Origin of the sequence: Vibrio cidicii (genome assembly GCF_009665415.1) — a bacterium.
GTDB lineage: Bacteria > Pseudomonadota > Gammaproteobacteria > Enterobacterales > Vibrionaceae > Vibrio > Vibrio cidicii.
The window spans coordinates 2,677,345-2,698,548 of the sequence record NZ_CP035921.1; the positions used below are offsets into that span (position 1 = coordinate 2,677,345).

Annotated in this window: 18 protein-coding genes and 1 pseudogene; 15 read left to right on the plus strand and 4 right to left on the minus strand. The window is 49.4% G+C overall.

Annotation, left to right across the window (positions count from 1 at the left end):
* Positions 1 to 35: 35 nt before the first annotated feature.
* The 8 genes and pseudogenes from EWA64_RS21245 (at position 36) to EWA64_RS13420 (ending at position 9,283) form a co-directional block, all read left to right on the plus strand.
* Positions 36 to 236 (plus strand): annotated as a pseudogene (locus EWA64_RS21245) (hypothetical protein).
* A 256-nt stretch (positions 237 to 492) separates the two neighbouring features.
* Positions 493 to 1,791, plus strand: coding sequence for a trigger factor (gene tig / locus EWA64_RS13390; RefSeq protein ID WP_061895159.1), 1,299 nt, complete (start codon positions 493 to 495; stop codon positions 1,789 to 1,791).
* 105 nt (positions 1,792 to 1,896) lie between these two features.
* Positions 1,897 to 2,523 carry an ATP-dependent Clp endopeptidase proteolytic subunit ClpP gene (gene clpP, locus EWA64_RS13395; RefSeq protein ID WP_039433834.1) on the plus strand — a complete coding sequence of 209 codons (627 nt, stop codon included), beginning with the start codon at positions 1,897 to 1,899 and terminating at the stop codon, positions 2,521 to 2,523.
* A gap of 71 nt (positions 2,524 to 2,594) precedes the next feature.
* Complete coding sequence (clpX, locus tag EWA64_RS13400) at positions 2,595 to 3,875, plus strand: ATP-dependent protease ATP-binding subunit ClpX (RefSeq protein ID WP_061895160.1); 1,281 nt, start codon at positions 2,595 to 2,597, stop codon at positions 3,873 to 3,875.
* 116 nt (positions 3,876 to 3,991) lie between these two features.
* Positions 3,992 to 6,343 carry an endopeptidase La gene (gene lon / locus EWA64_RS13405; RefSeq protein WP_061895161.1) on the plus strand — a complete coding sequence of 784 codons (2,352 nt, stop codon included), beginning with the start codon at positions 3,992 to 3,994 and terminating at the stop codon, positions 6,341 to 6,343.
* 194 nt (positions 6,344 to 6,537) lie between these two features.
* Complete coding sequence (locus tag EWA64_RS13410; RefSeq protein WP_045570950.1) at positions 6,538 to 6,810, plus strand: HU family DNA-binding protein; 273 nt, start codon at positions 6,538 to 6,540, stop codon at positions 6,808 to 6,810.
* Positions 6,811 to 6,985: 175 nt separating this feature from the next.
* Complete coding sequence (ppiD, locus tag EWA64_RS13415) at positions 6,986 to 8,845, plus strand: peptidylprolyl isomerase (RefSeq protein ID WP_061895162.1); 1,860 nt, start codon at positions 6,986 to 6,988, stop codon at positions 8,843 to 8,845.
* Between the two features lie 132 nt (positions 8,846 to 8,977).
* Positions 8,978 to 9,283: a ComEA family DNA-binding protein gene (locus EWA64_RS13420; protein WP_061895163.1), complete on the plus strand. Its 306-nt coding sequence runs from the start codon at positions 8,978 to 8,980 to the stop codon at positions 9,281 to 9,283.
* Positions 9,284 to 9,322: 39 nt separating this feature from the next.
* Here the strand turns inward: EWA64_RS13420 and rrtA are convergent, their stop codons facing one another.
* Complete coding sequence (gene rrtA / locus EWA64_RS13425) at positions 9,323 to 9,874, minus strand: rhombosortase (protein ID WP_061895164.1); 552 nt, start codon at positions 9,872 to 9,874, stop codon at positions 9,323 to 9,325.
* 3 nt (positions 9,875 to 9,877) lie between these two features.
* Between rrtA and EWA64_RS13430 the strand changes: the two genes are divergently transcribed.
* Entirely contained in the window at positions 9,878 to 10,489 is a 612-nt protein-coding gene (locus tag EWA64_RS13430) for a tRNA-uridine aminocarboxypropyltransferase (protein WP_061895165.1), read from the plus strand.
* Here EWA64_RS13430 and EWA64_RS13435 read toward each other — a convergent pair.
* The 3 genes from EWA64_RS13435 to EWA64_RS13445 form a co-directional block, all read right to left on the minus strand.
* The gene (locus EWA64_RS13435) at positions 10,486 to 11,805 is read right to left on the minus strand and encodes an anti-phage deoxyguanosine triphosphatase (RefSeq protein ID WP_061895166.1); all 1,320 of its coding nucleotides are present in this window, start codon (positions 11,803 to 11,805) and stop codon (positions 10,486 to 10,488) included. The genes EWA64_RS13430 and EWA64_RS13435 overlap by 4 nt on opposite strands.
* Before the next feature lie 20 nt (positions 11,806 to 11,825).
* Positions 11,826 to 12,410, minus strand: a complete 585-nt coding sequence (gene yfbR / locus EWA64_RS13440; protein ID WP_061895167.1) for a 5'-deoxynucleotidase — start codon at positions 12,408 to 12,410, stop codon at positions 11,826 to 11,828.
* A 78-nt stretch (positions 12,411 to 12,488) separates the two neighbouring features.
* A complete protein-coding gene (locus EWA64_RS13445) occupies positions 12,489 to 13,703 on the minus strand; it encodes a pyridoxal phosphate-dependent aminotransferase (protein ID WP_061895168.1) in 1,215 nt (404 codons plus the stop codon).
* A 242-nt stretch (positions 13,704 to 13,945) separates the two neighbouring features.
* Between EWA64_RS13445 and EWA64_RS13450 the strand changes: the two genes are divergently transcribed.
* The 6 genes from EWA64_RS13450 (at position 13,946) to menE (ending at position 21,146) form a co-directional block, all read left to right on the plus strand.
* Positions 13,946 to 15,268, plus strand: coding sequence for an isochorismate synthase (locus EWA64_RS13450; RefSeq protein ID WP_061895169.1), 1,323 nt, complete (start codon positions 13,946 to 13,948; stop codon positions 15,266 to 15,268).
* Positions 15,265 to 16,968 (plus strand): 2-succinyl-5-enolpyruvyl-6-hydroxy-3-cyclohexene-1-carboxylic-acid synthase, encoded by a 1,704-nt coding sequence (gene menD, locus EWA64_RS13455; protein WP_061895170.1) that lies wholly within the window; start codon positions 15,265 to 15,267, stop codon positions 16,966 to 16,968. Before EWA64_RS13450 ends, menD begins: the two co-directional genes overlap by 4 nt.
* Positions 16,949 to 17,722, plus strand: a complete 774-nt coding sequence (menH, locus tag EWA64_RS13460) for a 2-succinyl-6-hydroxy-2,4-cyclohexadiene-1-carboxylate synthase (protein WP_369435798.1) — start codon at positions 16,949 to 16,951, stop codon at positions 17,720 to 17,722. The genes menD and menH overlap by 20 nt, the downstream gene beginning before the upstream one ends.
* A gap of 26 nt (positions 17,723 to 17,748) precedes the next feature.
* Positions 17,749 to 18,615 carry a 1,4-dihydroxy-2-naphthoyl-CoA synthase gene (gene menB, locus EWA64_RS13465; protein ID WP_061895180.1) on the plus strand — a complete coding sequence of 289 codons (867 nt, stop codon included), beginning with the start codon at positions 17,749 to 17,751 and terminating at the stop codon, positions 18,613 to 18,615.
* Positions 18,616 to 18,726: 111 nt separating this feature from the next.
* Positions 18,727 to 19,713, plus strand: a complete 987-nt coding sequence (menC, locus tag EWA64_RS13470; RefSeq protein WP_061895172.1) for an o-succinylbenzoate synthase — start codon at positions 18,727 to 18,729, stop codon at positions 19,711 to 19,713.
* Positions 19,701 to 21,146, plus strand: a complete 1,446-nt coding sequence (menE, locus tag EWA64_RS13475; RefSeq protein WP_082796695.1) for an o-succinylbenzoate--CoA ligase — start codon at positions 19,701 to 19,703, stop codon at positions 21,144 to 21,146. Before menC ends, menE begins: the two co-directional genes overlap by 13 nt.
* Positions 21,147 to 21,204: the final 58 nt, after the last annotated feature.

Consider the following 21,204-nt stretch of genomic DNA (forward strand, 5'->3'; position numbering starts at 1 on the left):
GCGAACGCCGGCGTGATAAATGTGTTATCGCGTTTATGTTATCGAGTTGTAGAAAATAGTCGCGGAAAAGATCTCAACTCTGTGGAGCAAAACAAGAGCAAGATCTCTTTTTGGGCTTTTGGATAAAAAAAGCTGTCGATTCTCTTGAAAAAGTCGCTATTGTCCCAATCTTAGCGATAAGGCAACACACATTGCGACGTAAATTCGAGTTTTTAGGACAGACATTGCGCACATAGTGGCGATTGGCTCGACAGGGTAGTATCAGATCGTTAGAATGTCGCGTCTGAAATTTCGTCCTGAGACTAATGGGAGATACCTTTGGCTAACCGAAGATATCGCTGATTAGTCAGGTGTGAACTTTCGCACCGTACTCGATTTTTAAAATAGGTGCTCACCAGAGCACAGACAAGGATGCAGCTGGTCAGGGCGCTTTAGCCACCGTCTGGCTCATACGCTCAGAGTAATCTGAGCCATTTTTGAGGTTTATATACAATGCAAGTTACTGTTGAAACGCTAGAAGGCCTACAGCGCCGTCTGAATATTACTGTTCCTGCTGCTAACATCGAAGATGCAGTGACAGCTGAACTACGCAACATCGCGAAAAACCGTCGTTTCGATGGTTTCCGTAAAGGCAAAGTGCCAATGAAGATGGTTGCGAAAATGTACGGTCGCGCAGTACGTCAAGATATCCTAGGTGAAGTGATGCAACGCCACTTCATTGAAGCGATCATCAAAGAGAAAATCAATCCAGCTGGCGCTCCAACTTTCGCTCCTGTTGAGAACAAAGAAGGCGCAGATCTAGTATTCAACGCAACTTTCGAAGTTTACCCAGAAGTAGAACTGAAGGGTCTTGAAAACATCACTGTTGAGAAGCCAGCGGTTGAAGTGAAAGACGCAGACGTTGAAGAGATGATCGAAACACTGCGTAAGCAACAAGCAACTTGGAAAGAAGTTGAAGGCGCAGCAGAAATTGGCACTCGTGCCACCATCGACTTCGTTGGTTCTATCGACGGTGAAGAGTTCGAAGGCGGAAAAGCAGAAAACTTCCCACTAGAAATGGGCGCAGGTCGTATGATCCCTGGCTTTGAAGACGGCATCGTTGGTAAGTCTAAAGGCATGGAATTCGAAATCGACGTGACTTTCCCAGAAGATTACCACGCAGAAAACCTAAAAGGTAAAGCGGCGAAATTCGCAATCAAAGTCAACAAAGTAGAAGCGCGTGAATTGCCAGAACTGAACGACGAATTCGTTGCTAAGTTTGGTGTTGCTGAAGGCGGTATTGACGCTCTGAAAGCTGAAGTTCGTAAGAACATGGAACGTGAACTTAAGCAAGCAGTTAAAAATCGCATCAAAGAGCAAGCGATTGACGGTCTTGTTAAAGAAAACGAAATCGACGTACCTGCAGCGCTTATCGACCAAGAAATCAACGTTCTGCGTCAACAAGCGGCTCAACGCTTTGGTGGCAACGTTGAAGCGGCAATGCAGCTTCCTCGTGAACTGTTCGAAGAACAAGCAAAACGCCGTGTTGTCGTTGGTCTGCTGCTAGGCGAAGTGATCAAAGCCGATGAGCTGAAAGTGGATGAAGAGAAAGTGACAGCACTGATCTCTGAAATGGCGACAGCGTACGAAGATCCATCAGAAGTGGTTGCTTACTACGAGCAAAACGAACAGCTAATGAACAACATGCGTAACGTTGCTCTAGAAGAGCAAGCTATCGACGCAATCATTGCTAAAGCGAAGGTTTCTGATAAAGAAGTTAGCTTTAACGAGCTAATGAACCAACCAGCTTAATCAGCAATATCGAGCGTAGAAGGTTGACTAAACGTTAACTATTCTGCTAACAATGGTCCGTGTGATAAGCATCATCCGGGCCATTTATTTTAGGGACATAAGAATATGAGCTACCAAGAAAAAAATGCAATGTCGCCAATTCTTGACGCACTAGTACCCATGGTGGTTGAACAGACTTCCCGTGGTGAGCGTTCTTACGACATCTACTCTCGTTTGCTCAAAGAGCGAGTGATTTTCCTTACGGGACAAGTTGAAGACCACATGGCAAACCTTGTTGTGGCTCAGCTACTGTTCTTAGAATCCGAAAACCCAGACAAAGATATTTTCCTGTACATCAACTCTCCTGGTGGCAGTGTCACTGCTGGTATGTCAATCTACGACACCATGCAGTTCATTAAGCCGAATGTGAGCACTGTATGTATGGGACAAGCGTGTTCAATGGGCGCCTTCCTACTTGCGGGTGGTGCTCCCGGTAAACGTTACGTTCTGCCAAATTCACGTGTAATGATTCACCAGCCTCTGGGCGGTTTCCAAGGCCAAGCGTCGGATATTCAGATCCACGCTCAGGAAATTCTGACGATTAAGAACAAACTCAACCGACTATTGGCAGAACACACAGGTCAGCCATTGGAAGTGATTGAACGTGACACCGATCGTGATAACTTCATGGCGGCAGAACAAGCAGTAGAATATGGATTGGTGGATGCAGTTCTCACTCACCGTGGTGCATAATTTGCCTACGCAAGTTGATACGAATTGTTATACACTCAAAGCATAATGAGTAAAGGCTAAGAGGTTAGCGAATGACAGATAAAGGCAAAGAGGGCAGTAGCGGTAAACTGTTATACTGCTCTTTCTGCGGTAAAAGCCAGCACGAAGTTCGCAAGTTAATCGCGGGTCCTTCCGTTTACATCTGTGATGAATGTGTCGACCTTTGTAACGACATCATCCGTGAAGAAATCAAAGATGTACTTCCAAAGCGTGAATCCGAAGCGTTACCGACGCCGCGTAAAATTCGCGAACATCTTGATGACTATGTAATTGGTCAGGACCGAGCGAAAAAAGTGCTCGCGGTTGCGGTTTATAACCACTACAAGCGTTTACGTAATGGTGATACGACTAACGATGGTGTCGAATTGGGCAAGAGTAACATCTTGCTGATCGGCCCAACGGGTAGCGGTAAAACGTTGCTTGCCGAGACGCTAGCGCGTTTCCTCGATGTACCGTTCACTATGGCAGATGCCACGACGCTAACAGAAGCGGGTTATGTGGGCGAAGATGTTGAAAACATCATCCAAAAGCTTTTGCAAAAATGTGACTACGACGTAGCGAAAGCCGAACGTGGCATCGTTTATATCGATGAAATTGATAAGATTTCTCGCAAAGCGGAAAATCCGTCAATTACGCGTGATGTGTCAGGTGAAGGTGTTCAGCAAGCCCTACTAAAACTGGTTGAAGGCACCATCGCTTCTGTACCACCTCAAGGTGGACGTAAGCACCCTCAACAAGAGTTTCTCCAAGTCGATACATCGAAAATTCTCTTTATCTGTGGTGGTGCGTTTGCAGGCCTAGATAAAGTGATTGAGCAGCGTGTTGCTACTGGCACAGGTATTGGCTTCGGGGCGGAAGTACGTTCGAAAGACGAAACGAAAACCGTAGGTGAACTGTTTACCCAAGTTGAACCTGAAGATTTGGTGAAATACGGTTTGATCCCTGAGTTTATCGGTCGTCTTCCAGTGACTGCTTCACTCACCGAGCTGGATGAAGATGCGTTGATTCAGATCCTTTGTGAACCGAAGAATGCGCTAACCAAACAGTACGCAGCGTTGTTTGAACTTGAAGATGCCGAGCTTGAGTTTCGTGAAGATGCATTGCGCGCGATTGCGAAAAAAGCAATGGAGCGTAAAACGGGTGCTCGTGGATTGCGCTCAATTCTCGAGAGCGTACTACTGGAAACCATGTATGAGTTACCATCCATGGACAACGTGAGCAAAGTGGTTATCGACGAATCGGTGATCAACGGCGAGTCAGAACCACTGCTAATCTACAGCAACACTGATAGCCAAGCCGCTGGCGCTGAGTAAGTTCCCAAAACCCAAAAAGGAGGTAAGTAATTACCTCCTTTTTTAATTTCTATTATTGAATCCAAATAATTAGCCCCCATATACTGCTCATATCAGTAAGTGGAAGAGAGAATTATATGAACTTGGAACGTTCCGAGCTTATCGAGATCCCCGTACTACCTCTACGTGACGTGGTGGTTTATCCACACATGGTGATTCCTTTGTTTGTTGGTCGAGAAAAATCCATCAGCTGCCTTGAGTCGGCAATGGAAACTAACAAGCAAGTTCTGCTGGTGGCACAAAAGCAAGCAGATACAGACGAACCTAAGATTGATGACCTCTTTAATGTTGGTACGGTCGCGACCATTTTACAGCTACTGAAATTACCAGATGGCACCGTTAAAGTATTGGTGGAAGGCCAGCAACGCGCCAAGATAACCCATTTTAAAGAGAGCGAATTTTTCCTCGCAGAAGCGCAATACGTTCTGACTCCCGAGTTGGATGAGCGTGAGCAAGAGGTGATTGTTCGCAGCGCGATCAACCAGTTTGAAGGTTTTATTAAGCTAAACAAAAAAATCCCGCCTGAAGTGTTGACTTCACTAGGTGGTATTGATGACGCAGCACGTCTTGCTGACACTATCGCTGCCCATATGCCATTAAAACTTCTAGATAAACAGAAGGTGCTTGAAATTGTCGACGTTAACGAACGTTTAGAATTTCTTATGGGGCAAATGGAATCTGAGATTGACCTACTGCAAGTTGAAAAACGCATTCGCAATCGCGTCAAGAAGCAGATGGAAAAATCGCAACGCGAGTACTATCTGAATGAGCAGATGAAAGCGATCCAGAAAGAACTGGGTGAGAGCGAAGATGGTGTTGATGAATTTGAAGTGCTGAAACAGAAGATCATCGATGCAAAAATGCCGCAAGAAGCGCGCGAGAAGACCGAACAAGAACTGCAAAAGCTGAAAATGATGTCCCCTATGTCAGCAGAAGCGACGGTAGTTCGTAGTTACATTGATTGGATGGTGAATGTACCTTGGAATAAGCGTTCCAAAGTGAAGAAGGATCTGGCGAAAGCAGAAGAAATTCTTCATGAAGATCACTATGGCTTAGAGCGAGTAAAAGAGCGCATTCTAGAATACTTGGCGGTGCAAAATCGCATCAACAAGTTGAAAGGGCCTATCTTATGTTTGGTTGGTCCTCCAGGTGTAGGTAAAACGTCATTAGGCCGCTCAATTGCCGCAGCTACAGGCCGTAAGTATGTGCGTATGGCGTTAGGTGGGGTGCGTGATGAAGCCGAAATTCGTGGCCATCGTCGTACTTACATCGGTTCATTGCCGGGTAAGCTTATTCAGAAAATGGCAAAAGTTGGTGTGAAGAACCCGCTGTTTTTGTTGGATGAAATCGACAAAATGTCATCGGATATGCGCGGTGATCCTGCATCGGCGCTGCTTGAAGTGCTTGATCCAGAACAAAACAACACCTTCAATGATCACTACTTGGAAGTGGATTACGACCTTTCTGACGTAATGTTTGTCGCGACGTCAAACTCGATGAACATTCCCGGGCCTCTGCTGGATCGTATGGAAGTGATTCGTCTTTCTGGTTACACCGAAGATGAGAAGCTCAACATCGCTAAGCGCCATTTGGTAGCGAAGCAGGTTGAACGAAATGGTTTGAAACCGCATGAAATCACCATTGAAGACTCGGCGATTGTTGGCATTATCCGCTACTACACTCGTGAAGCGGGTGTACGAGGCCTTGAGCGTGAAGTGTCGAAGATCTGCCGCAAAGCGGTGAAGAACATTCTACTTAAGCCGGAGCTGAAGTCGGTGACGGTCACCATCGAAAACTTGAAAGAGTATCTCGGTGTGCAGCGTTTCGATTATGGTAAAGCGGATGAAAGCAATCGCATTGGCCAAGTGACGGGTCTGGCGTGGACTGAAGTGGGCGGTGATCTGCTGACCATTGAAACGCAGGCGATGCCAGGCAAAGGCAAGCTGACGCAAACTGGCTCACTGGGCGACGTGATGCAGGAATCGATTCAGGCCGCAATGACCGTCGTTCGCTCTCGTGCAGAAAAGTTAGGCATTAACAGCGATTTCTACGAGAAAAAAGACATTCACGTACATGTGCCAGAAGGCGCGACACCAAAAGATGGGCCAAGTGCGGGTATCGCAATGTGCACAGCCCTGGTCTCTAGCTTGACGGGTAATCCAGTCAAAGCGGAAGTTGCCATGACAGGCGAAATCACGCTGCGTGGTGAGGTACTACCCATCGGTGGTTTGAAAGAGAAACTGTTGGCGGCTCATCGTGGTGGAATCAAAACGGTGTTGATTCCTAAGGATAACGAGCGCGATCTCGAAGACATTCCAGACAATGTGATTGCTGATCTGCAAGTCATTCCGGTGCAGTGGATTGATGAGGTTTTGAAAGTTGCGTTAGAAAAAGACCCAACTGGGGTCGAATTTGACGCGAAAAAATAGTGATGTGCTGCAAAAATAAGTAAAACTTTGCGCTGACAGGTCCGAAAAGGCTTGTCAGCCTTTTTTTTGAGAGCTAACTTAGACCTCGATAGCGGCCAGCCCTTTTGTAATAAGGCTTGGCGCTGATTTTTTTGTTTTAATGGAACGAAAGTCATCTAAAAAAATAACCACAGATGGCACAAAGGGGAATAACAGTGAACAAAACTCAACTAGTAGAATCCATCGCTGCAAATGCAGATATCTCTAAAGCGTCAGCAGGTCGTGCCCTGGATGCATTCATTGAAGCCGTAAGCACCACCCTTGAGTCTGGCGAGCAGGTCGCTCTAGTTGGCTTCGGTACGTTCAGCGTACGTACTCGTGCAGCACGCACTGGTCGTAACCCAAAAACGGGTGAAGAAATCCAAATCGCAGAAGCAAAAGTACCTTCATTCAAAGCGGGTAAAGCGCTGAAAGATGCTTGTAACTGATTGCAGTTGAACGTTTTTTGTTCTAATAAATCAGTTTGAAGCAAATTTTGTGTTGTAACAGCCGAACTTTTCTAAATTATGCGCATCCTACTGATGCGCATTTCTTTTTCTGGTATTATCGCGCGATTAGTTTGTTGAGAAGCAGATGGCTTCGTGAGCGGAGAGTAGTTTAGTTATGATGGATCGATTACGCGAAGGCGTGAATAGCATCGCGGTAAAAATTATCCTAGGATTGATCATCCTTTCATTCATCTTTGCAGGTGTTGGTAGCTACCTAGTCAGCGGTAGCAATAATGCAGCGGCAAAAGTGGGCAACAGAGAAATCGGTCGTGGTGAGTTTGAAATGGCTTACCAGAATGCTCGTAACCGTATGCAATCACAGATGGGCGATTACTTCTCCCAGTTGCTTGCTGATCCTGGTTATGTTGAATCGTTCCGTAAATCGGTGCTTGATGAGATGATCAACGATGTGTTGCTTGACCAGCACGCAGAGTCTCTCGGGCTACGTATTAGTGATGCGCAAATCCGCACCATTATTTTGAATATGCCAGAGTTCCAAGCGGAAGGTAAATTCAGTCAGGATATCTACCAATCAATGTTGCGTCGTATTGGTCACTCACCGGATACCTTTGCTGAGTACATGCGTCGCCAGATGGTGCGCAGCCAGTTGATGGAGGCACTGCAAACCAGTGAGTTTACTCTACCTGGCGAAGTGGACTCTGAAGGTAAGCTGTTTACTCAAACTCGTGACATCCGCTCGATGGTTTTAAATTTGGATGACTTCGCGAGCAAAGTCACGCTCAGCGATGACGAGATTCAGCAGTACTACAATGACAACAAAACCAATTTCACTCGCCCGGCGCAAGTAAAAGTGGCTTATATCGAACTGAACGCACAAGATCTGAAAAAGCAAATGTCAGTATCAGATGAACAAGCGAAGCAGTATTACCAAGAGCACTTGGATAAATACTCATCGGAAGAGCAGCGCCGTGTTGCGCACATTCTGGTCGAAGGTGATGATGAAGCGAAAGCACAAGCTATTTTGGATGAGCTGAATGCGGGGGCTGATTTTGCTGCGCTTGCGAAAGAGAAATCCGATGACTTTGCCAGCGCGGAAAATGGTGGCGATCTTGGCTGGATTGAGCGTGATGTGATGGATGCTGCATTTGAAGACGCCGCATTTGCCCTGCAAAAGCCGGGAGAAACAACCGGTCTAGTTAAGTCTGACTTTGGCTACCACATTATCAAGCTTGAAGAGCTACGTAAGCCTGAGAGCAAGCCGTATGAGCAAGTGGCAGAGCAGATCAAACAAGAGCTGAGCGATCAGCAAGCGATTGACCAGTTCTACGATCTGCAAAGTGAGCTGGAAAAAGTGGCGTTTGAATACCCTGATTCGCTCGAACAAGCCTCTAAAGCAATTGATATCGCAGTGCAGCACACGGATTTCATCTCTGAAGTGGATGCGCCTGCTGTACTGCGTACCCCTGCGGTCATGCAAGCGCTGCAAACCGTTGAAGTCAAGGAAGATGGCCTCAACTCGCAAGCGATTGAAATCGCGCCAGAGCACATTGTGGTGGTGCGCGTTGAAGATGCTCGCGCAGAGACGGTGTTACCACTGGATGAAGTGAAATCAAACGTGGTTGCAGAACTATCGAAAGTCAGAGGCGAGCAACAAGCGATTGAGCTTGCGAGCGACCTGGTCGTGGCGCTGAAAGAGGGAAATACTGAGCTTGTGGCTGAAAAAGGCCTAGCCTTTGGCGATGTCGAGCAGATCGATCGCCGTTCACCATTGGCGCAAACCGTGTTTGCGATGGCTAAACCAGAAGAAGGTAAAGCCGTGTACGCTCAAACCCGAGACTATGCGGGCAACGTGGTGGTGGTTGCGCTAGAAAAAGTGCAAGAAAGCCTAGAGCCGGCTTTGGCACCACAACTTGCGATGCAACTTCAGCGTATGTCGGCGCAACGTGACTTGGCATCGATCTTATCTGTTTTGCGTGCTAATACTGATATCGAGTATTACATCGTGAGCAACTAACCAGTTGAGTTGCAACTGATATGTTACTTAAAACGGGTTACGGAAGTGACCCGTTTTATTTTTTATCCAGCCGAGTTTCTTTCTTTTGTTGGCGTTTGTATAAACAGCAACACACAATCAAAGGAGAGGTTTATGAAAAGGATACTGGTATCTATCGCACTTGTTTTGAGTTGTTTGTTTTCCTTTACGGCGAACGCTAACGAGGCACCAGCGAAAGTCGACAAGCATGAAGGGATTGAGATCACCGTCAACATCAACAGTGCAAGCGCAGAAGAAATCGCCGCGTTGCTGAAAGGCATCGGGATTAAGAAAGCGCAGCAGATTGTTGCTGATCGTGAGGCGAATGGTCCCTTTCAGTCGGCGGAAGATTTAGCGCGTGTTAAGGGCATTGGCCCATCAACGGTGGCGAAGAATCAAGAGCGGATCAAGTTGAAGTAGTATTGGCTCGCCACGGTTCAATGTATGACAAGGCGGGTGTTACACCGGCCTTTTTTTATCGATGATCAAACATATCAAGGCGAAAGCCAAGCCAGAAAGCATGCCAAACAGGTGGGCTTCAATCGCCACTCGCGCAGCAATCAGCTCGCTGGTCGAAATTGACGCGCCAAAGGTGTGTTCCCACCACACTTTTCCTATCACCCCGACAACCAATAGCCCACTGCTCTTTCGCCCATGCAGATACTCCGTCAGGGCATAATAAGCAAACAGTCCGTGTAAAGTGCCTGAAAGACCGACATAGTTCGACATAGAGGTCGAGAGGTTTGCCACACCGACCAACAAGCTTACCAAGCCTAGTAGCCAAGCGACGCTTATCCAACGCGGTTTGAAGAGATAACAAATGACCCACAACCCCGCGAGATTCATTGCCAGATGGGCAAAGTTGGTATGAGTGAAATTTCCTGTTAGGATTCGCCACCATTGCCCTTGCTCTATGGCCAATTTATTCCACTCAGCGAGCTCACTCAACGCGGGATATTGCAGCGCAAGGCACACGGCACTGATAATTGAAAGAAAGATAAAAAGGTTCACTCTATGTCCCGTTATTGTTCCCGATGTGGTAAAGCGAAAAAAGCCTGTCTGTGTCAGTGGATTCGTGCACTGCCAGCGGATACCGAACTTATCATTCTTCAACATCCGAGTGAAGAACATCGTCCATTGGGCAGCGCGAGAATTCTCTCACTTTCACTTGCCAATAGCCGCTGCTTTATCGGAGAGGACTTCACACACCATCAAGAGCTGAACCATCTGCTTTGTGAAGAAGGTTACCAACACTGGCTGCTTTATCCCAGTGACAAGGCGTATCCGCTCAGTGACCTTACGCAGAGAAACGCCGTAACGGGCAAACTCAGGGTTATTTTACTGGATGGAACCTGGAAGAAAGCGTTTAAAATTTGGCAGTTATCGAGCAACTTGCATGCACTGCCTTGCGTCAAGCTGCCAGACAATCTGGTGGGCAATTACGTGATTCGTAAAGCGCCGAGTGAAAACAGTTTATCAACGCTGGAAGCGGGCTATCATCTTTTGTCTCTGCTTGAGCCACAGCGCGATTTCACGCCATTGCTGACGGCATTTCACAATATGATTGAGTTTCAAATTGCGCAAATGCCGCCTGGGGTGTTTGAGCAAAACTATCGTAAACGTTAATGGTGTGAAGAGAAGAGCTGCTGGTGCAAACGCTGTGCATGGCCGTCGGTCATCGAGGAGATGTAGTCGGCGATCACCCGCATCTGAGCACTTTCCTCTTGCGCTGCTTGCCAAAGCTGCCGGGTTGCAATTGGCAGTAAGCGCTTGGGATCAGCGCTAAAGGCTTCAAAGAGGTCCATGATGATCTGTTGGCCCTTATATTCGACAATCTGCACTTGTGGGATCTGAATGACGTAGTGGCTAACGAAGTTTTTGAGTATGGTCAGTGCTTGGTCCATTCCCGGCTCAAGAAAGGCGTTGTATGCCAGCAGCTCGCTGGCAAAATCAGCCTCTACGCGCTGGACACTGATGCTGGTGAGCAGTGCATTGACCATGCCGCCGATGGCATCTTTTCTCTGATGGTGTTTACCGCTAAACAGCATGTCACCAATCGAACTAAGATGTTGTTCAAACCAAGCATCACCGCAATCCGCCAGTTTACTGGCCGCGCCTTCTTGCCATTGCCCGCGATTGACCAAACCCAACACAATGGCGTCCTCGAGGTCGTGCACACCGTAGGCGATGTCATCGGCCAGCTCCATGATCGAACAGTCGAGAGATTTGAAGCGCGTTTTACGATGAGCACAAGGATTTTCTGGCGCGATGCGCATTTGGCCAAGCAACTGCTGGTCATGGGTGTTAAGTGGTGCTAACACCCATTCAAACAGCGCTCGGTCACAATCATAAATACCTTTTGCTGGCATCCAGTCACTGGCTTTGAGTTGTCTCTGGTGGGAAACCGCTTTAGGCTGCACGAGCGCATGAGTTTGACTGATAAGAGCGGGGTATTTGATCAAACCCAATAGAGTGCGGCGCGATAAATTCATGCCGAAATGTTCGGTATACGGCTCTAGTTGGGTGACAATGCGAAAGGTCTGCGCGTTGCCTTCAAAGCCTCCGTGGTCGCGCATCATGTAGTTCAGCGCGATTTCACCACCATGCCCATAAGGTGGATGGCCGATATCATGAGCAAGGCAGAGCGAGTCGATCAAGCTTTCGGTTGGCAGCAGATCGCGAAACTCCGCTTGTTTTTTCTTAATTTGCGCGACAATGCCGCTGCCCAGTTGCGCCGCCTCTAGCGAGTGAGTGAGGCGAGTACGGTGAAAATCTTCCAGACTGTTTCCATGCACTTGTGTTTTGGCTTGCAGGCGGCGAAAAGCGGCCGAGTGCAGTATTCGCGCCCGGTCACGTTGATAGGGGCTGCGGTGATCGTCTCTGCGGATCTTATGTTCATCATCATGGCGTTCCAGCCATTGTGGGCTAAGGGTTACTTGCACTGTCTTGCTCCGCTTGGGAATTAACTGATTTCGTCGAGCGATAACTCGAAACTGGGGGCAAAGGTCTGCAGGAAATAGACCATTTCCGGCGTTTCACGCTCGGCTAAAGTGATGTCTAGTCGTTTCTTAGCCAAGGCAAATTCGTGATTGCCAGCACTGAGCTCTTCTAAACATTTTAGGTAGGCGCAGATCGAGTCGGCTTGCTTTACGATGTTGGCTTCGTCTTGCGGTGCTTCTTCTGAGAGTAGGAAAGGGCGAAAATCGTCTTGAAACTCTTCAGGCAGCATCGACAGAAGCTTTTTTTCCGCCGCTGCTTCGATCTTTTTATACTCTTTGGCAATGTCAGGATTGTAGTACTTCACTGGCGTTGGCAAATCCCCAGTCAATACTTCGCTGGTGTCGTGGTACATCGCCATCAGAGCAACTCGTTCTGGGTTGACATTACCTGCGAATTTCTTGTTTTTAATCAACGCTAAAGCGTGAGCGACAAACGCCACTTGCAGGCTATGCTCCGAAACGTTCTCGACCGAGACAGAGCGCATGAGCGGCCAGCGTTGGATCAACTTCATTCTGGCGAGATGGGCAAAAAAATGGCTTTCTTTCATCACAGACCTCATCGACAGCAAACAAAAAGGTGTTCCTGAGGGAACACCTTTAAGCATATGAAAGTTTTATACTAATTACTACTGCCGATAAGTATGTAAGAAACGTTCGAAACGGCCAATCGCGGTTTCGAGATCTTCAATATGCGGCAGAGTCACGATGCGGAAATGGTCTGGTTTAGGCCAGTTAAATCCGGTTCCTTGTACCAACAGCACTTTTTCTTGTACTAGGAAGTCGAATACCATCTTCTGGTCGTCGATAATGTTGTACTTTTTCACGTCGATTTTCGGGAAGAGGTACATCGCCCCTTTCGGTTTAACACACGACACACCGGGAATTTGATTGATCAGCTCCCACGCGCGATCACGCTGTTCCAGCAAACGTCCGCCCGGCAAAATGAGCTCATTAATGCTCTGATACCCCCCGAGCGCAGTCTGGATTGCGTGCTGCATGGGAACGTTGGCACATAAGCGCATCGACGCCAGCATGTCCAATCCATTGATGTAACCTTGAGCCAAATGTTTTGGCCCGGTGAGGAACATCCAACCGCCACGGAAACCACACACACGATAAGCTTTCGACAGACCGTTAAACGTCATCACCAGCACATCGTCAGTCAGTGTCGCAACCGAGGTGTGCACGGCGCCGTCGTACAGCACTTTGTCATAGATTTCATCGGCAAAAATCATCAATTTGTGTTGGCGAGCAATTTCGATCATTTGCAGTAGAAAATCTCGGCTGTAAACCGCCCCTGTCGGGTTATTGGGGTTGATCAGCACGATGCCGCGCGTCTTAGGCGTAATTTTCTTTTTCATGTCTTCGAGGTCAGGATACCAATCCGACTCTTCGTCACACAAATAGTGCACCGCTTTGCCGCCAGAAAGCGACACGGCCGCCGTCCACAATGGATAGTCTGGCGCAGGCACTAACATTTCATCACCGTTGTTCAGCAGCGCTTGCATCGCCATCACAATCAGTTCAGACACACCGTTACCCACGTAGACATCTTCGACATCGAGTGAGCGAATTCCTTTGCGCTGATAATGCTGTACAACCGCTTTACGTGCGGAGTAGATACCTTTGGAATCGCAGTAACCCTGAGAGGTTGGTAGATTACGAATGACATCGACCAGAATTTCATCAGGGGCGTCAAAGCCAAATGGGGCGGGGTTTCCGATATTGAGTTTAAGGATTTTATGCCCTTCTTCTTCCATGCGTTTAGCATGTTTGAGTACCGGACCCCTGATGTCATAGCAGACATTATCAAGTTTTGACGACATCCCGATATTTTGCATTGTTTAATTCCTGAAAAATCGCTAGTTTCTTTATTAAAGCACACTAACTTGACATTCTTTAGGATAAAAATCTACAGCAAAGTGCAATTAACCCCAAAGTTTCTGTAATACGCACTTTCTGTGTTTGAATGGGGGCGAACGAATGAGCGCCTGTTATCACAGGATCTGGTAAAAGATGCCCTACAACCTTGATTTGATCAGGGTCTATCAATAGAGTAGCGACAGTCTTTCTTTATCCTCTAATGTTCGAGGTCGATTTGTCGTATTTTCATCAAGCCATTGGCCAACTGATTGAACGAGTCAAAAATGCTGGAGAGGACGAGAGTCGTCTGATTGAGCCCATCGACACCGCGCTGAAATTCACCTTAATTGATTGGCTTGAAGCGCAGCCTATTTTCCCTAAATTCTATTGGCATTCTCGTGATGGCCGCGAACAGGTGGTGGCGCTTGGCCAACTGCATACGTTTACCGAGCCTGCGCCTGCTTACGCAATTTTGGCCCCGGGGCAGCGGGTGTGGGGAGGGCGTTCATTTGATGGTCTGAGTGAAAAAAATCGTCGCTGTATGTCCTCATTTTTCTTTTTGCCACAGATCGAACTACTTCAACAAGATGGCAAGCTCTCTCTTGCGGTCAATTTGGGCGCTGAGCGTTCCCGCTTACTGGCAAGTTTACGCAAGCTGGTGTGTGACGTTTCACTACTGGCGCCGCTGGCTGCGCACATTTGCCGCATCGAGCACTTGCCAAATAAGGATCAGTGGCAGAGTTTGGTGGATAAGGTGCTGCACGGCATTGAGCAAAGTGCCTTTAAGAAGGTGGTGCTGGCGCGCAAAACCAGCGTGCAGCTTGATACGCCACTGTGCGCCTCGCAGTTGCTTAAAGCCAGTGCTCAGCACAATCATCACAGTTTTCATTTCATGTTAAGCCTAGATAGAAAGCACAGTTTTATCGGCTCAACGCCAGAGCGGCTCTATCTCAGACACGATAGAGAACTGCATACCGAAGCGTTAGCGGGGACGATTGGCCGCGGCGTTAATGCCACGCACGATCTCGAACTGGCCAATTGGCTAGCGCAAGATGCTAAAAACCTCAACGAAAACCAATACGTGGTGGATGACATTGTCGAGCGTTTGACGCCACATGCCGAGACGGTACAAGTGGAAGCGGATCCGCGTTTGGTGCGTTTGCGTAAAGTGCAGCATTTGAAACGCGATATTCACGCCCACCTCAAAGAAGGGATCAACGGCGTGCAACTTCTCTCGGCGCTGCAACCGACGGCCGCGGTGGCTGGATTACCTCGTCAGGCATCGATGCAGTTTATTCTCGACAATGAACCATTTTCTCGCGGCTGGTATGCCGGTTCGGTCGGCTATTTGAGCCACGATAAAGCGGAGTTCTGTGTCGCCATTCGCAGCGCATTGATCGTCGATGACGAATTACAACTGTTTGCGGGCGCAGGTATTGTCCCCGGTTCGATTGCTAAGCACGAATGGGCCGAGTTGGACAAGAAAATGTCGACCTTATTATCACTCATCGCAGAGTACCCACCGCTGGGTGTTGCCTCATGATACACGACCAAGCGCTATTAAATCGGGTTTGGTGCCAAGTTCTGCTGGAAGAACTGTGCCGTTTTGGTGTGCAACAGGTGTGCGTGGCTCCGGGCTCGCGCTCGACGCCGCTGACCTTAGAAGCCGACGCCAATCCGAAGCTCCATTTGCACACCCATTTTGATGAACGTGGATTGGGCTATTTGGCTCTCGGCTTAGCCAAAGCTAGTGGTAAGCCAGTAGCGATCATTGTCACTTCGGGAACCGCCGTCGCCAATTTGCTGCCCGCGGTGGCAGAAGCGAGCCTAACCGGCGAGAAATTGGTGCTGCTTACGGCCGATCGGCCTGTTGAGCTGGTGGATTGTGGCGCCAACCAGGCGATTCGCCAAGTGGGCATTTTCGCTCCCCATGTTTGCGCCGAGCTGGATTTGCCCAGCCCTACCACCTCGATTGGTCTGCCTTGGCTGCTGACTTCGGTTGATCACGTCATGCACCGTCAAGCGGCCGCCGGGCATGCGGTGCACATCAATTGTCCGTTCCCGGAGCCACTTTATTCTGATGGCGACAAAGCGCTCTACGCTGACTATCTTGCATCGATTGCTTTGTGGTTGCGCAGTGAGCAAGTTTATAGCGCGCAATCACTTCATCTGCACAACACCTTACCCATTGGCGAATCGTGGTGGCAGAAAAAAGGGCTGGTGGTGATTGGCAGTTTGCCTCTGGCTGATGCGCAAGCGGCGTTGGCCTTCGCCAAGCAGCTTGGCTGGCCCGTGCTTTGTGATGTGCAAAGTGGCGTAACCTCTGAGTGGGCGGGGTATGATCTCTGGCTACAAAACCCGAAAGCCTCGGCGCAACTTGCACAGGCGGAGTTGGTGGTTCAGTTTGGCAGCCGTCTGGTGTCAAAGCGCTGGAATCAGTGGCTACCCACGCAGATTTCGAGTCAATGCACCTATTGGTATATCTCTCCTCAGTTGGAGCGAAACAACCCAGCACATCTCCCGCAGCGACACTTTGTCGCCAGCGCGCAGCAGTGGCAGTGCCAAGCACTGAGTGAATGGCAAGGAGACTCGCCGCATGCGGGCTGGGCAGACGAGCTGAAATGGTACTCGCAGCAAAGTCAATGGGTCGCCGAAAAGATTGCCAAGCAGCCAATCGGTGAGCTCTCTCTTGCCTGTCAACTTGGGCAATGGGCAACGAGTGCAACGCTTTTTCTGGGCAACAGTTTATTTGTGCGCTTAGCGGATATGGTGGCTCGGTTAGATGGCAGGGCTGTGTTTACCAATCGCGGCGCGTCGGGTATTGATGGCCTGTTTGCCACCGCAGCGGGTGTGCAGCGCGCGCAGCAACAGCCGCTTCTGATGATTTTAGGTGACACTTCCGCGCTGTATGATCTCAACTCCTTAGCGCTGTTTGCCCACAACTCACTCCCCGCGGTGCTGGTGGTGGTTAATAATGATGGCGGGGCGATTTTTGATCTCTTGCCGGTCCCTGCGCAGCAAAGGCAAAGTTTGTATCAGATGCCACACGGCTTTGGTTTTGAGTTCGCAGCCCGTCAGTTTGCTTTGGCCTATGCTCGGCCACAAAACTTGGCGCAATGCGGGCAAATGATTGAGCAGCATTTGGCCTCTGGCCAAGGCACCTTGCTGGTGGAAGTGAAAACCGCGCCACTTGAGGCTGCCAACGATGTTAAGGTTCTTTGCCGTGCCGTTACCGAGCTCTAGTGTGACCGTGCCCACCTTAGTCTATTTACATGGCTTGCTTGGTAGCAGCGCCGATTGGGCAGCGCTGCAAGGTTGCCTCACGGAGTTTGAGCACGTCGCTATCGATTTGCCCGGCCATGGCATTCACCAAGCGGTGCGCTGCCAAGATGCCATTGCATGCGGCCAGTTTGTTGCGCAGCAAGTGCAATCGATGATTAAGCCCGGTACGCCCCTTATTCTGCTCGGCTATTCGCTCGGCGCACGTATTGTGATGCAAAGTCTGGTGAGTGGCCTGTTTGCCCAACTGAATCTACAAGGGGTCATTTTGGAAGGCGGCCATTTTGGCCTTGCTTGTGTCTCAGAGCGAGAAGAGCGGCTACGGGCGGATACCCACTGGGCAAATCGCTTTCGCCACGAACCTATTGAACAGGTATTGTCCGATTGGTATCAACAGCCGGTATTTTCCTCACTAAACCATGAGCAAAGACAAACTCTGATAATAAAACGTAGTGCTAATCTTGGCGCTGCCGTTGCAGATATGCTGTTATCTACTTCTCTTGGCAAGCAAGCGAACTTGCTCGCCGATATTCAGGCTCTTTCGCTGCCAGTGCATTATGTATGCGGTGCAAAAGACACAAAATTTAGCACATTGGCGTTGCAAAGCGGTTTGCCTTGTACGCCAATCAGTCAGGCGGGCCACAACGTTCATCAGGAACAGCCTATGGCGTTCGCGAAAACGGTCCGCGCATTTATTCAATCGGTTTATCAACGATAACCACAACGAAAACAATGGGAATCACCATGGCTAAAACCGTAGGCATCACCGAAGAAGAACTTTACGCCCCAGTCAGTTGGAACGACTGCAGCGCAGGCTATGAAGATATTCACTATCACAAGTCGGAAGATGGCATTGCTAAAATCACCATCGCGCGTCCTCAAGTGCGTAATGCATTTCGCCCGCAAACCGTGAAAGAGATGATCCAAGCGCTTGCAGATGCTCGCTATGACTCTAACGTCGGTGTGATTATTTTGACCGGTCTAGGTGAAGACGCGTTCTGTTCTGGCGGTGACCAAAAGATTCGCGGCGATTACGGCGGCTATAAAGATGACTCCGGTGTTCACCACCTAAATGTGCTTGATTTCCAGCGTGATATTCGCACTTGTCCGAAACCCGTTATCGCCTCTGTCGCAGGTTGGGCGGTCGGTGGTGGTCACGTGCTTCATATGATGTGTGACTTAACCATCGCGGCTGACAACGCGCAATTTGGCCAAACTGGTCCTAAAGTCGGCTCATTTGACGGAGGGTGGGGCGCTTCCTACATGGCGCGCATCGTCGGTCAGAAAAAAGCGCGTGAGATTTGGTTCTTGTGCCGTTTCTATAACGCGCAAGAAGCGTTGGATATGGGGCTAGTGAACACTGTTGTCCCTGTTGACGAATTGGAAAAAGAGACGGTACGTTGGTGCCGCGAAGTGCTGCAACATAGCCCAATGGCTTTGCGCTGTCTGAAAGCGGCCCTCAACGCCGATTGTGATGGCCAAGCGGGGCTTCAAGAGTTAGCGGGTAACGCCACCATGATGTTCTATATGACGGATGAAGGTCAGGAAGGACGTAACGCTTTTAACGAGAAACGTCGACCTGATTTCAATAAGTTCCCGCGCAATCCTTAATCGCCTCGTTTTATCGGCCGCAGCGCAGTGACTGGTTGCGTTGTGGCCGCACTTTTCTGTTCTTTGTGGTGCAACAAAGAGCAACGGGCGTTAAGAGATCAAGGAATAATGATGAAATCAGCCAAACTTTTTCGTTATACGCTGCCGATGGACAGCGGTGTGATTTTAAGAGATGAAAAGCTGACAGAGCGAGTCGGCTATGTTGTTGAGCTAAACCAGAATGGGCAACGAAGCTACGGTGAAATCGCCCCTTTACCCGGTTTTAGTCTCGAGTCGGTGGAAGAGGCGGGCATTCAGGCGCAAGCCCAGCTTGAACTTTGGCTAGCTGGGCAAGCATTAGAGTTTGATGCTCTGTATCCATCGGTTGCGTTTGGCCTTTCGATGGCGCTGTTGGAGCTCTCTGGATCTCTACCTGTCGAAGGAAGTTACCTTGCAGCCCCCCTATGTACCGGCGATCCTGACGAACTGCTGCCTATTTTGAGTGCCATGCCAGGAGACAAGGTAGCAAAAGTCAAAGTCGGTTTGTATGAGCCGATCCGTGACGGCATGTTGGTCAATCTGTTTTTGGAAAGCATCCCCGATCTCACGCTGCGTCTGGACGCCAACCGTGCTTGGACGCCGGAAAAAGCCAACAAATTTGCCCAATACATCACCCCCTCGCTGCGTCAGCGCATCGTTTTCATTGAAGAACCTTGTCAAAAGCCGGGTGACAGTTTGTCGTTTGCCATTAACACTGGCATCGCCATTGCGTGGGATGAAACCTTGCAAGAAGCAGTGAAACGAGACGATTTTCGTCTGGAAGATTTAACCGGCGTGAAAGCGATCGTCATCAAGCCGAGCTTGATTGGCTCTGTGCAACGCTGTATCGGTTTGATCGAGCGTGCAGAGGCGCTTGGCATTAAAACGGTTATCAGTTCCAGCCTTGAATCGAGCTTAGGTTTGAGCCAGTTGGCGCGTCTGTCTCACTGGAAATTGCCGAATGTCACCCCGGGATTAGACACCATTGGCCTGTTTAAAGCTCAGTTGCACGTAGCGTGGCCGGGGTGTGAGCTGCCAGTGATGCCTCTTGCTGAGCAGAACTTGGTTTGGCAGTCATGAAGGATACAGTGCCTGCGGCAATGCCGATGTGGCGCCATTGGGCGCAAACGACCCCCTTTTCGCAGGCGCTGAAGCTGCCTGCTTGCTCGCTTACTTGGCAGCAATTAGCGCAAGTGGTCGATAGCTACGCCGGATTTTTAGCAGAACAAGGCGTTACAAGCGATGAGGTGGTGACGCTGATTGGCAAAAATCGTCCGGAAAGCGTCTTGCTCTGTTTAGCCGCGCAGCAGTTAGGCGCTTTGGTGGCGTTTGTTATGCCCGCTCCCGCGAAGGTGCTGACAGCAAAACTTAACGCTCTTTATCGTCCTGAGCAGCGCCGTTTTATCTATTGCACCGCTTTTGGCGATTGCCCAGAGGTCGACGCTCAGCAAGATTGGGCTCAGTTGCCACGCTTTCATCCGCAACTGCTGCACATGGTTGCATCAGACACAGAGCCGATGGTGTATCATTCTTCTCGCTTGGCAAGCGTGCTTTTTACCTCAGGTTCAACTGGCACGGCCAAAGCGGTAGCGCACACCCATGAGCAGCACTTTGCTTCTGCACAGGGGTTACTGCAGGAGTTTTCCTTTACCTCGCAAGATTGCTGGCTGCTTTCTCTGCCGCTCTACCACGTTGCTGGCGTCGCCATTGTTTATCGTTGGTTGCTGGCGGGCGCGACGCTAAAAATCGGCCAGGGTTCACTTGCTGACGACATCTTGTCCGTTACACACGCCTCTCTGGTGGCAACGCAGCTCAAGCGCTTGCTGGATACCGATGCCAGTCTATCGCTCACGTATGTCCTTCTGGGGGGCAGTCATGTTGAGCATTCGCTTGCAACCCGAGCGCAGCAGCAGGGAATCGAAACTTGGCTCGGCTATGGCATGACTGAAGCGGCTTCAACCGTTACCGCCAAGGCAATCGATGGTATGAGCAATGCAGGGCATGTGCTGAAAAATCGCCAAGTGAAATTGGTGGATGGACGGGTTTATATTGCCGGACAAACCTTGGCGCAAGGCTACTACTATCAAGGTGCATTAACGCCTCTTACCGATGAGCAAGGCTGGTTTGACAGCAAAGATCTTGGTGAATGGCAGGATGAGGAACTTCTGATCGTCGGCCGAGCGGACAACTTGTTTATCTCCGGCGGAGAAAACATTCATTGCGAAGAAATTGAAAGTGCATTGTGTCAGCACGCTGAGATCGCAGCTGCGATCGTGGTACCGATTGCTGACGCCGAGTTTGGTCATCGCCCTGTCGCGGTGTTGCAATCCACGGTGCTCTTCGCCAAGCCCATTTACGACTCGCACTTGATGGGTAAGCTGGAAAAATTCAAGTGGCCAGTCGCCTATTATCTCTTGCCCGTCTCACTGCAATGTGGCGCGATTAAACCCGCGCGCCATGAAATCAAACAGTGGCTGGCGCAAACGCTCGCAGAGGGCCATTTGGCGAATTAGTCAATTTAGGAATGATTTAGTCATAAAGGTAATTTCGCTTAGCTATAACGTTGAATCA

Excerpts from the sequence above, each read along its gene's own strand:
- menD (WP_061895170.1), top strand. The coding sequence starts at position 15,265 with ATGATACACGACCAAGCGCTATTAAATCGGGTTTGGTGCCAAGTTCTG.
- EWA64_RS13450 (WP_061895169.1), top strand. The coding sequence starts at position 13,946 with ATGTTCGAGGTCGATTTGTCGTATTTTCATCAAGCCATTGGCCAACTG.
- yfbR (WP_061895167.1), bottom strand. The coding sequence starts at position 12,410 with ATGAAAGAAAGCCATTTTTTTGCCCATCTCGCCAGAATGAAGTTGATC.
- EWA64_RS13445 (WP_061895168.1), bottom strand. The coding sequence starts at position 13,703 with ATGCAAAATATCGGGATGTCGTCAAAACTTGATAATGTCTGCTATGAC.
- EWA64_RS13430 (WP_061895165.1), top strand. The coding sequence starts at position 9,878 with ATGTCCCGTTATTGTTCCCGATGTGGTAAAGCGAAAAAAGCCTGTCTG.
- tig (WP_061895159.1), top strand. The coding sequence starts at position 493 with ATGCAAGTTACTGTTGAAACGCTAGAAGGCCTACAGCGCCGTCTGAAT.
- ppiD (WP_061895162.1), top strand. The coding sequence starts at position 6,986 with ATGATGGATCGATTACGCGAAGGCGTGAATAGCATCGCGGTAAAAATT.
- lon (WP_061895161.1), top strand. The coding sequence starts at position 3,992 with ATGAACTTGGAACGTTCCGAGCTTATCGAGATCCCCGTACTACCTCTA.
- clpP (WP_039433834.1), top strand. The coding sequence starts at position 1,897 with ATGAGCTACCAAGAAAAAAATGCAATGTCGCCAATTCTTGACGCACTA.
- menC (WP_061895172.1), top strand. The coding sequence starts at position 18,727 with ATGAAATCAGCCAAACTTTTTCGTTATACGCTGCCGATGGACAGCGGT.
- EWA64_RS13420 (WP_061895163.1), top strand. The coding sequence starts at position 8,978 with ATGAAAAGGATACTGGTATCTATCGCACTTGTTTTGAGTTGTTTGTTT.
- menB (WP_061895180.1), top strand. The coding sequence starts at position 17,749 with ATGGCTAAAACCGTAGGCATCACCGAAGAAGAACTTTACGCCCCAGTC.
- clpX (WP_061895160.1), top strand. The coding sequence starts at position 2,595 with ATGACAGATAAAGGCAAAGAGGGCAGTAGCGGTAAACTGTTATACTGC.